At 46.4% G+C, this 13,890-nt stretch carries 13 protein-coding genes; 8 read left to right on the plus strand and 5 right to left on the minus strand.

The genetic code is table 11. The features are described from left to right. From J0895_RS12935 to J0895_RS12945, 3 genes are all read right to left on the minus strand, one after another. The coding region (locus J0895_RS12935) for a Uma2 family endonuclease (protein ID WP_207088502.1) at positions 1 to 622 on the minus strand (622 nt) is incomplete at its 3' end. An 82-nt stretch (positions 623 to 704) separates the two neighbouring features. Further along, positions 705 to 1,859: an esterase-like activity of phytase family protein gene (locus J0895_RS12940; protein WP_207088503.1), complete on the minus strand. Its 1,155-nt coding sequence runs from the start codon at positions 1,857 to 1,859 to the stop codon at positions 705 to 707. A gap of 137 nt (positions 1,860 to 1,996) precedes the next feature. Next, positions 1,997 to 3,487 carry a TM0106 family RecB-like putative nuclease gene (locus J0895_RS12945; RefSeq protein ID WP_207088504.1) on the minus strand — a complete coding sequence of 497 codons (1,491 nt, stop codon included), beginning with the start codon at positions 3,485 to 3,487 and terminating at the stop codon, positions 1,997 to 1,999. 553 nt (positions 3,488 to 4,040) lie between these two features. Between J0895_RS12945 and J0895_RS12950 the strand changes: the two genes are divergently transcribed. The 4 genes from J0895_RS12950 (at position 4,041) to J0895_RS12965 (ending at position 9,415) form a co-directional block, all read left to right on the plus strand. Next, positions 4,041 to 5,243 (plus strand): aminotransferase class V-fold PLP-dependent enzyme, encoded by a 1,203-nt coding sequence (locus tag J0895_RS12950; RefSeq protein ID WP_207088505.1) that lies wholly within the window; start codon positions 4,041 to 4,043, stop codon positions 5,241 to 5,243. Between the two features lie 176 nt (positions 5,244 to 5,419). Further along, complete coding sequence (locus tag J0895_RS12955; RefSeq protein WP_207088506.1) at positions 5,420 to 6,514, plus strand: glycosyl transferase; 1,095 nt, start codon at positions 5,420 to 5,422, stop codon at positions 6,512 to 6,514. Positions 6,515 to 6,552: 38 nt separating this feature from the next. Beyond that, positions 6,553 to 6,969 (plus strand): secondary thiamine-phosphate synthase enzyme YjbQ, encoded by a 417-nt coding sequence (locus J0895_RS12960; RefSeq protein ID WP_207088507.1) that lies wholly within the window; start codon positions 6,553 to 6,555, stop codon positions 6,967 to 6,969. 70 nt (positions 6,970 to 7,039) lie between these two features. Next, on the plus strand, positions 7,040 to 9,415 hold the full coding sequence (locus J0895_RS12965) for a PAS domain-containing sensor histidine kinase (RefSeq protein WP_207088508.1): 2,376 nt from the start codon (positions 7,040 to 7,042) through the stop codon (positions 9,413 to 9,415). Positions 9,416 to 9,503: 88 nt separating this feature from the next. Here the strand turns inward: J0895_RS12965 and J0895_RS12970 are convergent, their stop codons facing one another. Then, entirely contained in the window at positions 9,504 to 10,037 is a 534-nt protein-coding gene (locus J0895_RS12970) for a heme-binding protein (RefSeq protein ID WP_207088509.1), read from the minus strand. A gap of 85 nt (positions 10,038 to 10,122) precedes the next feature. On the opposite strand from J0895_RS12970, the gene J0895_RS12975 reads away from it, so the two are divergent. Beyond that, positions 10,123 to 11,079, plus strand: coding sequence for an MDR/zinc-dependent alcohol dehydrogenase-like family protein (locus tag J0895_RS12975; protein WP_207088510.1), 957 nt, complete (start codon positions 10,123 to 10,125; stop codon positions 11,077 to 11,079). A gap of 94 nt (positions 11,080 to 11,173) precedes the next feature. On the opposite strand, the gene J0895_RS12980 is transcribed toward J0895_RS12975, so the two are convergent. Next, a complete protein-coding gene (locus J0895_RS12980) occupies positions 11,174 to 11,440 on the minus strand; it encodes a hypothetical protein (protein ID WP_207088511.1) in 267 nt (88 codons plus the stop codon). Between the two features lie 170 nt (positions 11,441 to 11,610). Here J0895_RS12980 and J0895_RS12985 point away from each other — a divergent pair, with 170 nt between their 5' ends. The 3 genes from J0895_RS12985 to J0895_RS12995 form a co-directional block, all read left to right on the plus strand. Then, positions 11,611 to 12,249 carry a peroxiredoxin gene (locus J0895_RS12985; protein WP_207088512.1) on the plus strand — a complete coding sequence of 213 codons (639 nt, stop codon included), beginning with the start codon at positions 11,611 to 11,613 and terminating at the stop codon, positions 12,247 to 12,249. 154 nt (positions 12,250 to 12,403) lie between these two features. Continuing rightward, complete coding sequence (locus J0895_RS12990; protein WP_207088513.1) at positions 12,404 to 13,378, plus strand: cysteine synthase A; 975 nt, start codon at positions 12,404 to 12,406, stop codon at positions 13,376 to 13,378. Positions 13,379 to 13,531: 153 nt separating this feature from the next. Further along, a partial coding sequence (locus J0895_RS12995; protein ID WP_207088514.1) for an SAM-dependent methyltransferase occupies positions 13,532 to 13,890 on the plus strand: 359 nt, incomplete at its 3' end.

A 13,890-nucleotide genomic window follows, 5' to 3' on the forward strand; every position in this document is an offset into this window, starting at 1 on the left:
AAAAGTCTCCCGCTAATAATTTGGCACAGTCTAACCATAACCCCGGAAAAACTAGACTCCGCAAAACTCCATTTTTGTCCGGTTCAATGGGGATATATTCTCCTTCCGTGAGTCGGAACCAATCCAGTTGAGTTTGAGACACGCGCCACACCAGATACTCTTGCACTCCGTTACGACGGTAGACTTGTTTTTTATCATGTAAATCGTAGGCAGCAGTTGAGGCGGCGATTTCTGCTATAAATTCCGGTGGACCTTCAACATAATCATCCTCTGCGATCGCTGAAGTACCCCCAGTCTCAATTCGTAACAGTGCATCCGGTTGGGGTTCATTGTCTAAATCTAGGCGCACGGTTGTGTTATCATTCAGTTCGGTCCCTGGCGTTGCCAGCCAGTAATTGCTTAACCATGCCATGATTGCTGCATGGGGTAAGCCATGACTTTTAGAACGGACGGGGGATGGCATATAAACGACTCCTTCGATGAGTTCAGCTTTTTTGCAATTCGGCATGGCGTGATAGCGGCGCTCAAATTCAGGACGAGTGAGCCGATCGCCATTTTCTAAAGGAAGGAGTTGTTGTTCAGTTCTGTTGTCGGTTTTTCCCACAGATGGGTGTTTGCTCATGGTAGGAATCTCCATTAATTAGCGTGGGGAATTACTGTCTTTATTATCGAATATTTCCCCCCCGATTGTCCAGTTGTCGCGTTCACTCTTCTAAGGTGAGGGCAAATACTATAAACTGCGTCACTTGCAAGGGATTAAAATTATTATCACTGACTAAAATTAAGGAGCGTCCTCCATCAGCTAACTCTGGACCGAATGTCATTCCCTCTAAGTTATCCAGAGGAATATCTAAGGTACTCAAGTCAAGCAAAAGCCGTTTTTGAACGGGCTGAATATTACCTAAATCTAAATTATTTAAACTCTCAACTGATTGAATATTTGTGGTGCCTTCCAGGGAAATTTCATACAATAAAACGCTGGTTCCCACATCTTCAGTAAACCCCCGTTCTAAACTGAGCAATTTCGTTTCATTCCAGGCGAGTAATTCGACTAATCCATGAATTGTAAATCCATCGGGATAGTTGGGTTCAGTCTGTACGGGTTCTGTGAGATAGTAAAACTCTTTTGTAGATTGTGTTGTGGTTAAATCATATTGCAAAATACGGATAACGGTTCCTTTTTCCAGATTTGCGGGTTCTCCATCTTGAACTAAAGCACTTTCCGTTGCAGTGTAGAGGAATTGCTTATTCGGGCTTAAAGTTAGACTTTCAAAAGCCAGATTATTCCGAATCCCTTGACCATTTTGGGAGAGAAATTTATCAGAAATGGGGAGAGATTGCAGTTCTTTTCCTTCGCGGGAAAATTCTTTAATGAAAGGTTGGATACCTCGTTCCACATCTCCCTCGGATGAAATAAATAGGGTATCGCGACGGGTTAAGGCAATCCCTTCAGGGTCTACACTGTAAGTGGGAAAAGGGCGACTGCTTTGGTCCACCAAAGCGGTAACGCCAATGGGGGTAACAACCAGAGGATTCAAGTCTATTTCTAGTGTGTAAAATCTTGCGGGTCCTTGGATCGCGCGATCGTCCGATAGGGCATAATACAGATTGCGTTCAGAATCGTAGGTGATTCCCGAGAGTCCCCCAAGTTGGGTATCCTGAAATATAAACCCGGTGGGGATTTTTAATTCTCCTAAATATTCAATAGGAGAAGTCATGACTTCTGACGAATTAGAAATCGGTGAATTGGAAGGACTGGCAACGGTTTCTGGAATGGTTCGCGGTTGACAACCCATGCCAAAAGTACAAGACAATCCCAAGGTTATCCATAAAACAAGATTGATTTTACCGAAAAGCATAGAGGTTTGATGGGATTGAATATCAGGATTTTGGAGGGAGAATAACTTTTTAAACAGCTAAAAATAGCCATATTAATCGAGTTTTATGAACCAGATTAAATTTTTATTTTAGCTTGAATTGATAGAAGTTGTAGACCTTATATTAAAGGAGTATTTTGAGAAAAATTTACCAACCAGTCTTTGACGACAAAGGTGGCGATGCAGTCATCTTCGTTATAGGTTAAAATCAAATCTAGATAACTGCGATCGCCCGTTTCTAACCAGCGATCGTACCACACCACACATTGAGCGCCGGACGCTAATGCCTCATGCCACTCAAATCCGAGATAACGAGCAATAGACTTGAGGGCATAACTTTCCACCGGCATGACCACAGATTTTGTAACTAACTTATGAATATCGACAAACCGATTCAGAATTACTTTCCATCGGTGCGGGGGAGTATGATAGCGGCGGGCGAGTTTTTTAATGGTTTGAATTTCATAGTCACAAAAATGAAAAATGGGAGCAATGGGATAGGTCCAAATTAATTCCAAAAACTGCTCCCAAATTTGGAACTCCTCTTCGGAACTTTCGGCTAAAAAGGCATAAAATTTCTGGGTTGGTGCTTCTCCCTGGGCGATATTGCGGCGATCAACTACTAATACTCCTAACAAAAAATCCAGGTCTAATTCCGGTTGCGCTTCAATATCAAAATAGAGTTCAACCGGAGACACCGGAAGAAACTTAGGTGCAAGGGGCAATTTTTGGGGTAAAGCAATTGGTTGATTATTTAGGGTAGCTTTGGCTTGTATGATCAGATCACGGGCTATGGTTTCCGGTTCATATTGATTATTACAAACCTCCACCAGACCATTAGCTAAAGTCAGTACATCCGCATCAGCGAGGGATTCTATCTGGGTCAAATTCAGTTGTTTTAACTGTTGATAGCGAATGGGGGTAACTCCAGGCAGGAGGGAGAGGTGCTGTGTTTCTTGGGCGATCGCATAACAACGACTCTGCCACTGGCACATACTGCAAGGATGTCGTGCGATAAACACTTCCGGTTCTTGGCGATCGGTCAGCATTTTAATGCAAGAGTCTAAAACCTCCTGCATTTGAGGGACATATTTCTCTAAATTCACCCTATATTCGCCTGCTTCACGGCAAACTAACCAGGCGTCCTGGGGCCAAGCACCCTGGACCCCCGCCAGCACCAGGGCGTGAAATGCTGCCATAATTTGATGTTGCGCCTTCGGGCGTTTACTAAAGCGAATATCCACGGGAATATAGGACCAATTCCCATAAACCGAGGCACCGGGTTTTCGGATTAATAAATCAGGACGACTCATCAGGGTGACCCCTTGGGGTCCTGGGGTCATCAAGACGCCGTGATCAATGCGATCGACACCCTGTTTCATTAACTCCACGGTTCCCTCGGAACTCTTCACCCGGTCTCCCGATGGATAATTCGGGCGTTGAGCGGGGTATTCTGCCAATACACTGTGTCGGTAAACTTCGCTATCCCGTTTCAGTTTGGTGGCAAAATCACTCGCCGGTTCTGGATGAGTGCCATTTCCATACAGGTTGAGGAATGGCAGGCGCGCACAGCGTTGGTAATCAAATAAAACGTTGTCAGTTAGCAGCATATCTTTAACATACCAAGAATCAGTCGGCGAGAATACTTAGGTGTATGAATAACCTCGGGATCGTTTTGGGATCCCGAGGCTGTGATCCAAATCTGTAGCAGTCCAAGCTTGACCCCTGTTTCAGCGGGTTGGCCGATCGCTTAGAAATGGTGCATTAAATAAAAACAGCCAAAAGGTAGAGAACATTAATTGATAGAATTTTTAGTAAAGGTTTATTTAATTATAAAGAATCAACTATTAAAATTTATGTGAAACTCGAAATAAAAAATTAGTCGATTGCCCCATAAGACTCCATAAAAATCTACCCAGTCACTCGCTACCTGTTCTATGCGTTCTATCTATCACCGAAACTCTCCAACCCGCCGCGCACTGTATAGGGTCGCCCTCAGCGTCCTCGACATCCTCTCTCATCTGGGCTGAATCTCCCCCCTTGGGCGATCGCCCAACCCGGATCCAAGAACTGCAAGATTCCGATGAATGCAGTCATTGGCAGGACTGGGCTATTAAATTGACTAGAACCGCTATATCTGATTCAAACATGAGGTAAATTTCTATGACAGAAGACAATCGCCAGCAATTTCCAGCTTTAAAGAATAAAGCCTATTTTAACTATGGTGGACAAGGACCGATGCCCGAATCGGCATTAACTGCCCTTTTTCACTCCTATCAATCGATTCAGGAGAAAGGACCTTTTACCGGCAAAGCGGGACTTTGGGTCAATCAAGAAATCACCGCAACAAGAGAGGCGATCGCCTCGGAACTCGGGGTCAATCCAGAGACAATTACCCTCACAGAAAATGTCTCCATTGGATGCAATATTCCCCTCTGGGGTTTGGATTGGCAACCGGGCGATCGCATCTTAATCGGCGACTGCGAACACCCAGGAATTATCGCGGCTGTAGATGAACTCGCCCGTCGGTTTAATCTCCAAGTTTCAATTTGTCCCTTGATGGAAACCTTAAATCAAGGAAATCCCGTTTTGGCGATCGCCTCCCATCTTCACCCCAATACTCGGTTAGTCGTTCTCAGTCATATCCTCTGGAATACCGGCCAAGTTTTACCCCTCACCGATATTGTTAAAGCTTGCCATGAATTCAGCCAAAAATCCAACCCTTCAAAAAAAATTAGAGTCCTTGTAGATGCCGCCCAATCTGTAGGCGTTTTACCCTTAAACCTGACCGAAATCGGCGTCGATTATTATGCCTTTACCGGCCATAAATGGTGGTGCGGACCGGAAGGATTAGGCGGACTCTATGTCAGTCCTGATGCCGCTGAAACCCTCCATCCCACCTTTATTGGTTGGCGTAGCATTGCCATGAATTCTACCGGGTACGGGGTAGGTTTTAAATCCGATGGACGCCGATTTGAACTGGCAACGTCCGCTTATCCGTTATTAGCCGGATTAAGAAATGCGATCGCCTTTCATCATGACATAGGAACCCCTGAAGACCGTTACGATCGCATCCAAGCCTTAAGTCATCAACTCTGGACAAAACTCCGAAACTTACCGGATATTGTTTGTTTAAAATCGACCCCACCGGAAGCGGGTTTAGTCTCCTTTCAGTTTAATGAAACCCTGCGAAAATCAGGGGCAAATCATGACAAATTGGTGAAGTTTTTAGAAAAAGAACATCGCGTCATGGTTCGGACTATTCTCAATCCAGATTGCGTGCGGGCTTGCGTTCATTATTTTACCTTAGAATCGGAAATAGAACGACTAATTCAGGGAATACAAGATTATTGTCAGCAGATTTAATCCCGTTGAAAACCGCAAAAATAGTCAGGCCATCTCCTTAATGGTGACCTTGATTTTTAGCTATTGTAGGAAAATGGGCTAAAATTGTCTTAGGATGGCAATAGAGAGGCGATATCTGGGGTATCTCGGCCATATTTCCCCTCTATCCTGTTGTTATTTTCTAGCTGATATAGGCCGTGAAAACTCGACCCGTTGTTTATATTGCCATTACCAATCATGGTTTTGGTCATGCAGTGCGCGCCGCCTCAGTTGCGGCAGAAATTCAAAGGCTAAACCCGGACATTCTCTTAATTTTAGTAACCACCGCACCCCGTTGGTTACTAGAGAGTTATATTACCGGAGATTTTATCTTACGGGAAAGGGCTTTAGATGTGGGAGTAATTCAGGCGGATAGCTTGAAGATGGATAAATTAGCAACCCTTGAAAAATTGCATGATATTCGCAAGCGGCAATATGCGATCGCCGCTGGGGAAGTCAACTTTATTCATCTCAATCGCGTGGGATTAATTCTGGCTGATATTCCCCCCTTGGCAGCAACCATTGGCAAAGCCGCAGGCATTCCCGTCTGGATGATGAGTAATTTCGGATGGGATTTTATTTATCGTCCTTGGGGAGGAGAATTTGAGTCTATTGCCGATTGGATTGCGGACTGTTTCAGTCAATGTAACTGCCTATTTCGTCTGCCCTTTCACGAACCGATGAGCGCATTTCCTCTCATTAAAGATTTCGGTTTAACTGGGGGAACTCCCCGCTATCAACCGGAAACTCTCCGCCGGGAATGGGGTCTGAAATCTCCCTCAGAAAAAACAATTTTACTCACCTTTGGCGGATTGGGACTGGAACAAATTCCTTATCATAATTTGCATAACTTTCCCGACTGGCAATTTATCACCTTTGACCGCAATGCGCCAGATCTGCCCAATGTCGTTAAAATTGACAATCAAACCAATGGCGATCGCATTCGTCCCGTCGATTTCATGCCGGTTTGTGGGCGAGTCATTTCCAAACCTGGATTCAGCACCTTTTCAGAAGCTTGTCGTCAAAATGTGCCGATTATCTCCCTCACCCGAGAAGGGTTTGCTGAATCCCCCTTATTACTCCGGGGAATCCAACAGCATTCTCATCACAGAATTATCAGCCCTGAAGAGTTTTTTGAGGGGAATTGGGATTTTTTGCGAGAACCTCCTCTCCCCCCGCAATCAACCGAACCCTTAATCAAAAATGGGACTGAAGCGATCGCCCAGGCAGTGGTGGATTATTTCCAAACCTAATCCGCTTCTGAACGTTAACCCTTTTACAGATTTAATTTATGACTTACCATCAACAAATTCTCCAACTGAAAACCACGGGAAAATCCCTAGCTAAAGTCACCGCTAAAGTAGAAGAAGTCGTGGCAAAATCAGGGGTGCAAACGGGCCTCTGTACCCTATTTCTGCGCCATACTTCTGCCAGTTTATTACTACAAGAAAATGCCGACCCAGATGTCTTAGAGGATTTACAACATTTCTTTTCAGATTTAGTTCCCGAACAACGCCGCTACCGCCACAGTACCGAAGGTCCCGATGATATGCCCGCCCATATTCGCACCGCCCTCACCCACACTTCCGAGCAAATTCCCATCAATCGCGGTCGATTAGTGCTCGGAACCTGGCAGGGAATTTATATTTGGGAACACCGGCAACAGGGTCATCATCGAGAATTAGTGGTCCATATTCAGGGGGAATAATGATCCGTAAGCTGGCTTAAACTGAGGCAGTAAACGCTAAAAATTCAAGCAAGTCCCTGTGAGGAATTCGATGAGGGATGTTTCCCAGAATCAGGAAATAGGCGATGATGCCGATCGCCCGAATAACCGCCAGAAACTGGTCTACTGGACAGTCGGATTCACGGCGATCGCGATGGCGGTGGCGGGAATTGGGATTTATCTCCTGGATCGGATGGTCCTCTCCCAAGGGCGATCTCACTTAGAACAAACCGTCCAGATGCAAGCCCAACTAATCCAGGGGATTGCCAGCGTCACGGATACCCCGCAAACCGCCTGGGAGTCAGCCCAACAAGCGTATCAACTCCCTCAACCCTCGGGGATGCGGGTGGCGATCGCCTGGGTGGAAACCGACAATTCCCCGGTGATGTGGCAACAGGGAACGGCCAGCGATCGCCTCTGGATGCCCGTAATCCCCGATTCAGAACTCGCCGATGCCATCCACCGGGCGATCGCCGGGGAAACCGGCAGTCAGTTGATTACCGATGAACAGGGTATTCCGGCGATCGTCGCTTATGCCCCCATTCCCAAATTAAATGGGGCAATTTTGACCCAGCTTGAGGTCCGACAAATTCGCTCATCCTACCTACCGGGTCCGGCGATCGCCACGGGAATCACCTCCCTAATCATCTGCGCCGCAGGCATCCTCTTTGTCTACCAAGGTAACCGACTTCTGGACCAGGAACAGCGCAATTCTCAACAATATCAAGCCATGTTAGAAGCGGCCCCCGAGGGGACCATTGCCATCACCGATGGCGGTAAAATTCACTGGATGAATACCGCTGCCTTGGAACTGTTTGGCTATACCGAATCAGAATTACAAGGGCAAAATTTGAAACTCTTGATGCCCTGGTTAATACACCAAGAAATCGACGCCTATTTGACCATATTTCTGAACACTCGTCAAATGCCGGGGGAGAGCAATTCGGCTTATAAATTAGTTGGACAGCGTAAAAATGGCACGACTTTTCCCATCGAACTGGCGATCGCTCATGTTCTATTACCCCAAGGTCAACTCTACACCCTGTTTGTGCGTGACATCACCGAACGCACGCGCGCCCAGGAGAAATTGCAAGAAAGCTACAATCTTTTGCAAGCTATCTCCGAAGGAACAACTGATAGTATTTTTGTCAAAGACCTTCAGGGTTGCTATCTCTCCATTAACTCTGCCGGGGCCAAGGCAATTGGCAAGCCCGTGGATGAAATTTTAGGGAAAAATGATACCGAATTATTATCGCCAGAAACTGCTCGGCAACGGATGAAAAATGACCACCGAATTTTGTTGGATGGGGAGACTCAGCTTTTAGAAGAAGAAATTGTGCCATTGAATGCGGATTTTAATTCGTCTCAACCCCGGACCTATTTAACCTCCAAAACCCTGTATCGTTCCGCCCAAGGTTATGCCATCGGATTAATTGGCGTCGCCCGGGATATTAGCGATCGCGTTGAGGCGGAAACTGCCTTGCGCGACACCGTGGAACGATTGCATCGGACTTCAGGAGAATTACAGGAAAAAAATCAGCAACTTGAAGCCACTCTGACTCAATTGCAACGGACTCAAACCCAGTTAATTCAATCGGAAAAAATGTCTTCCTTGGGACAAATGGTGGCGGGGATTGCCCATGAAATTAATAACCCCGTGAATTTTATTTCGGGCAATTTGGGATATGTTCGCGATTACCTAGAAAATTTACTCGATTTAGTCGAACTTTACCGACAACAGTATGGGGAAACAGACCCGGAAATAGCTGATAAACTCGAAGACATAGAATTGGATTTTTTGCAAGAAGATTTGCATAAAATTTTGGGTTCAATGAAAGTGGGAACCGATCGCATCCGAGGCATCGTGCAATCGTTACGCACCTTTTCCCGCCTCGATGAAGCGGAAATGAAGCAAGTCAATATTCACGAAGGCATTGAAAGCGCGTTGTTGATTTTGCAAGGTAGACTGAAAGCAACCGTCCATCGACCAGAAATTGACATTATCCCAGAATTTGGCCTACTCCCCTCGGTGGAATGTTATGCCGGACAACTGAATCAAGTGTTTATGAATCTCCTGAATAATGCGATCGATGCTTTAGAGGAAAAGTACAGCCAAAACTTAGGGGAGACTCCACCTAAATCGCCGCATTTCCAGTCACCCACCATTCGGATTCTCACCGCAGTCACCGGCGATCGGGTTACAATTCGCATCATCGACAATGGTCCCGGCATGACACCCAAAATCCAAGTCCGACTCTTCGACCCATTTTTCACCACAAAACCCGTCGGCAAAGGGACTGGATTAGGACTTTCTGTTTGCTATCAAATTATCGTAGAAAAACATAAAGGCCAGATATCCTGTCACGCAACGCCGGATTTAGGGTCAGAATTTGCTATAGAAATTCCGATATTTCAAGGGCTGACTTAAAATCGGCCAGAATCCAGCAAATTTCTGGATAGAAAATAAGTTTTCAAAATAAAAACCCCCACCCTTTAGGGTGCGGGTTTTTATTTGATTAACTAGAAGTAACCCCAGCAACTGGAATCTGCACCTCGCTTAGTTTACTCGCTTCCGGAGTCATCGGGGAATTGTACAACAACCTGCGAGGGGGTCCGATAATCACATACTCCGAATGTTCCTTTAACCAACCTTGCAACCGTTGCAAATGTTGTTCATAATTCGCCCAACTATAAGCCCCTTGAATGCCAATACTCACCACAGTCATAGGGGGATAATCGGTGACTTTAACTTCATCCGTCAGGGTTTCCGGCCAAATATCGCGGTTGGGATATAAAAAAGAAACTTCCGCCGTTTGTGGCATGGTCACTTCCGAACTTAACCCATCCAAATACCGCACTTCAACCGGGGTTGTCATGGCAATTTGATTGGTGCTAATGTGATTATATAACGGATTAAAGGCGACTTGGCTGGCTTGTTGCACATTCCCCGAATGGCTGTAAGTGACAGCCCGATATTCGGGATAATTCTTCACTTCGATCGCCCCAGGTGGGGTAGGATTCGGAAATTCATGGGGTAAAGATGCAGACATGAGTTTTAAACTTAAGAGTTCAGGGGTTTAGAATGAGCAATTTCAGGTAAAATAGACTCTAATTCTGTTGTCAGGACCGAAAACCATGAAAGGACTCTGGCTAGAAAATCAGCAATTACAACTGCGATCGCAACTTCCCATTCCCGAACCTCCCGAAGGAGAAGCCCTCATCCGAGTTTTGCGGGCGGGAATTTGCAATACCGACCTCGAACTGCTACGGGGTTACTATCCCTACAGTGGCATTTTAGGTCACGAATTCGTCGGTGTGGTGGAACGAGGACCAGAATCCCTGCAAAATCAGCGCGTAGTCGGAGAAATTAACGCCGCTTGCGGAGAATGTCGGTTTTGTCGCAAGGGACAACCCACCCACTGCGAAAATCGCACAGTGTTGGGAATTGTCAATCGCAATGGCGCTTTTGCCGAATATTTGACCCTGCCGGTTAAAAACTTGTATGCGGTCCCGGATACCATTACAACCGATATGGCAACCTTCACCGAACCCGTCGCCGCTGCCTTAGAAATTCAGGAACAGGTTCCCATCACCCCGGGCGATCGCATCTTGGTGGTAGGAGATGGCAAATTAGGGCAATTAGTCGCCCAAACCCTGGCCCTCACAGGTTGTGACTTACTGGCAGTCGGGCGACATCGGGACAAACTGGAGAATTTAGAGTCCCTAGGCATTAAAACTGGATTTGCCGATGCCGTCACCGACGGACAATTTGATATCGCCGTAGAATGTACCGGCAACCCCGAAGGATTTACCATTGCCCGTCGCGCCTTACGTCCCCGGGGGACCCTCGTCCTCAAAAGCACTTATGCGGGTCACCTCACCCTAGATATCTCGTCCCTAGTGGTGGATGAAATTACCCTGATTGGGTCCCGTTGCGGTCCTTTTCCCAAAGCCTTAGAGCTTTTAGCACAAAACAAGATAAATGTCAACCCTTTAATTCAAGCGAAATATCCCCTCGACGAGGCGATCGCCGCCTTTGAGCACGCCCAACGCCGAGGAGTTTTAAAAGTTTTGTTAGAGATTAGTCCATAGAATGTTATTGGTCATTGGTCATTTGTCATTGGTCATTTGGATTGTTGAAGTCCAATGACCAATGACCAATGACCAATGACCAATGACAAATCCCTCAACTCCGAAAATCCCCACAATCGATCGCCTCTTCCGACATCGCCCGAGTGGGATGGACGGGACATTTCAAACGAGGGTCATTGGTAAAAAAGACGCAATAGGCACAGGGAATCTGGTGCATTCGCTTGGCATTCGCCCTTGCCGTGGCGATCGCACTAAAAAGGCTCCACCCCAGCAACATCACCAGAAACCAAGCACTGACAAAGCAAATTGGCACTAAAAATGGCTCAATGGCGCGAATCAGAGAGTACAGCATTTGGAACACAGGCCCATACTCCAATCGATGACATCAAAATATTCTTTTAATTCATACCACAAAGAAGGCAACCTGATAAAATCTAAAAAAGATCTAAAATCCGCCGGACAAACCGGACTTATCGGGCAAAATTGCCTAATCGACTCTTTTTTTGTCTTTCAAATTACAGGAACCTTGCTATGACTCTGCGTTTAGGTGATACCGTACCCGACTTTACCCAAGCATCTTCCCAGGGAGAGATTAATTTTTACGAGTGGGCGGGAGAGAGTTGGGTGGTGCTGTTTTCTCATCCAGCAGACTATACCCCGGTTTGCACCACAGAACTCGGTGAAGTTGCCCGTCTTCAGGCTGAATTCGACCAGCGCAATGTCAAAACCATCGCCCTGAGTGTGGATGATGTGGAATCCCACAAAGGCTGGATTGTTGATATCGAAGAAGTCGGCAATGTTACCGTTAACTATCCCATTTTGGCCGATGCCGATCGCAAGGTATCCGATCTCTACGACATGATTCATCCCCATGCCAATAATACCCTTACCGTGCGATCGGTCTTTGTCATTGATCCTCAGAAAAAACTCCGGTTGGTTTTAACTTACCCCGCAAGTACCGGACGCAACTTTGTGGAAATTCTCCGGGCGATCGACTCCTTACAACTCACGGACAACTACAGCGTTGCCACCCCAGTCAACTGGAAAGATGGCGACGATTGTGTAATTGTCCCCTCCCTCAAAGATCCAGAAGTGTTAAAGGAAAAATTCCCCAAAGGATACACTGCCGTTAAACCTTATTTGCGGTTAACTCCACCCCCGAATAAATAAGACCCTGCCTTTGACAAGGCGATCGCCGAGGCTCATCTGTAGGGATTTTCTGACCAAGATAGCCTCTAAGCAGGGCGATCGCCTTTCTCTCCTGAATAAATTGATAAAACAATCAAACCAGCAGTTGTAATAGCCCGCCATAGGACAAGAACCAATGGATATTAAACAGGGGTTCATCGGAACCGTAGGGAATACCCCCTTAATTCGACTCAACAGCTTTAGCGAAGAAACCGGATGTGAAATTTTAGGAAAAGCCGAATTTCTTAATCCTGGAGGGTCCGTTAAAGACCGGGCCGCCCTCTTCATCATCGAAGAAGCCGAACGCAAAGGCTTACTCAAACCTGGGGGGACCGTTGTCGAAGGAACCGCAGGCAATACCGGCATTGGATTAGCCCATATTTGCAACGCCAAAGGCTATAAATGCCTGATAGTCATTCCCGAAACTCAATCTCAAGAAAAAATAGATACCCTCACTATATTAGGGGCCGAAGTGCGTAAAGTTCCAGCAGTTCCTTACCGCGATCCCAATAACTATGTCAAGCTTTCCGGCAGACTCGCCGAAGAAATGGACAACGCAATTTGGGCCAATCAATTTGATAATCTAGCCAACAGAATGGCCCATTATCAAACCACCGGACCCGAAATTTGGTCCCAAACCAACGGTAAAATTGACGCTTGGCTGGCTGCAACAGGAACTGGCGGGACTTATGCCGGAGTTTCTCTCTTTTTAAAAGAGAAGAACCCCGACATTAAATGTATCGTTGCTGATCCAATGGGCAGTGGATTATATAGCTATGTAAAAACTGGCGAAATCAACCCCATCGGCAACTCGGTTACCGAAGGCATTGGCAATAGTCGGATTACCAAAAACATGGAAGGTGCGCCGATTGATGACGCCATTCAAGTGGATGATCAAGAAGCAATTCGCGTCATTTATCAACTCCTCCAAAAAGATGGCTTATTTATGGGAGGGTCCGTGGGCATTAATGTCGGTGCCGCCGTCGCTTTAGCTAAAGAAATGGGTCCAGGTCATACCCTGGTAACGGTGTTATGTGATAGTGGACAACGCTATCAATCCCGGTTATACGATCGCCAGTGGTTAGCCTCCAAAGGACTATCCCCAGACTAAACCGGAGTATTATTTAAGGCATTACGGCAAACATTACTAGCCTTTATTCCAACCGAAAAAACCCTTTCAATCCCTCCCCAACCTTCTCCTAAAACTGCGTAAATTGGGACAACCGGGGGAGATAATTTTTACCAATCAAAAGTCTTAAATATTATGGCACTTAAAGTTCATCTCCCGTATTTTGACCAGCTTTTGGAACTATTAAAGGACCAAAATCAAGATGCGATCGCAGCATTTGGTCGCCACGTTCACTGGGGGTACTGGGAAGACCCCAGTCGCGCCGATGGTTCCATTCCTGACTTTGCCAACGCTGCCGAACAACTATCCCTCCGGGTTTGCGATGCGGCCCAAATCACCGACGGATTGAAAATTCTCGATTGTGGTTGTGGGTTTGGCGGCACGATCGCCAGTCTCAACGAACGGTTTTCCAACTTAGAGCTTGTGGGAGTTAATATTGACGAACGCCAACTCGAACGAGCGCGATCGCAAGTCCATCCCCTCAACCAAAATGC

The sequence above is a fragment of the Phormidium pseudopriestleyi FRX01 genome (assembly GCF_017313335.1).
Lineage (GTDB): Bacteria > Cyanobacteriota > Cyanobacteriia > Cyanobacteriales > Laspinemataceae > Laspinema > Laspinema pseudopriestleyi.

Bases quoted from the DNA above. Each gene is read 5' to 3' on its own strand.
- J0895_RS12940 (WP_207088503.1), bottom strand. From the start codon at position 1,859: ATGCTTTTCGGTAAAATCAATCTTGTTTTATGGATAACCTTGGGATTG.
- J0895_RS12945 (WP_207088504.1), bottom strand. From the start codon at position 3,487: ATGCTGCTAACTGACAACGTTTTATTTGATTACCAACGCTGTGCGCGC.
- J0895_RS12950 (WP_207088505.1), top strand. From the start codon at position 4,041: ATGACAGAAGACAATCGCCAGCAATTTCCAGCTTTAAAGAATAAAGCC.
- J0895_RS12960 (WP_207088507.1), top strand. From the start codon at position 6,553: ATGACTTACCATCAACAAATTCTCCAACTGAAAACCACGGGAAAATCC.
- J0895_RS12965 (WP_207088508.1), top strand. From the start codon at position 7,040: ATGAGGGATGTTTCCCAGAATCAGGAAATAGGCGATGATGCCGATCGC.
- J0895_RS12970 (WP_207088509.1), bottom strand. From the start codon at position 10,037: ATGTCTGCATCTTTACCCCATGAATTTCCGAATCCTACCCCACCTGGG.
- J0895_RS12975 (WP_207088510.1), top strand. From the start codon at position 10,123: ATGAAAGGACTCTGGCTAGAAAATCAGCAATTACAACTGCGATCGCAA.
- J0895_RS12985 (WP_207088512.1), top strand. From the start codon at position 11,611: ATGACTCTGCGTTTAGGTGATACCGTACCCGACTTTACCCAAGCATCT.
- J0895_RS12990 (WP_207088513.1), top strand. From the start codon at position 12,404: ATGGATATTAAACAGGGGTTCATCGGAACCGTAGGGAATACCCCCTTA.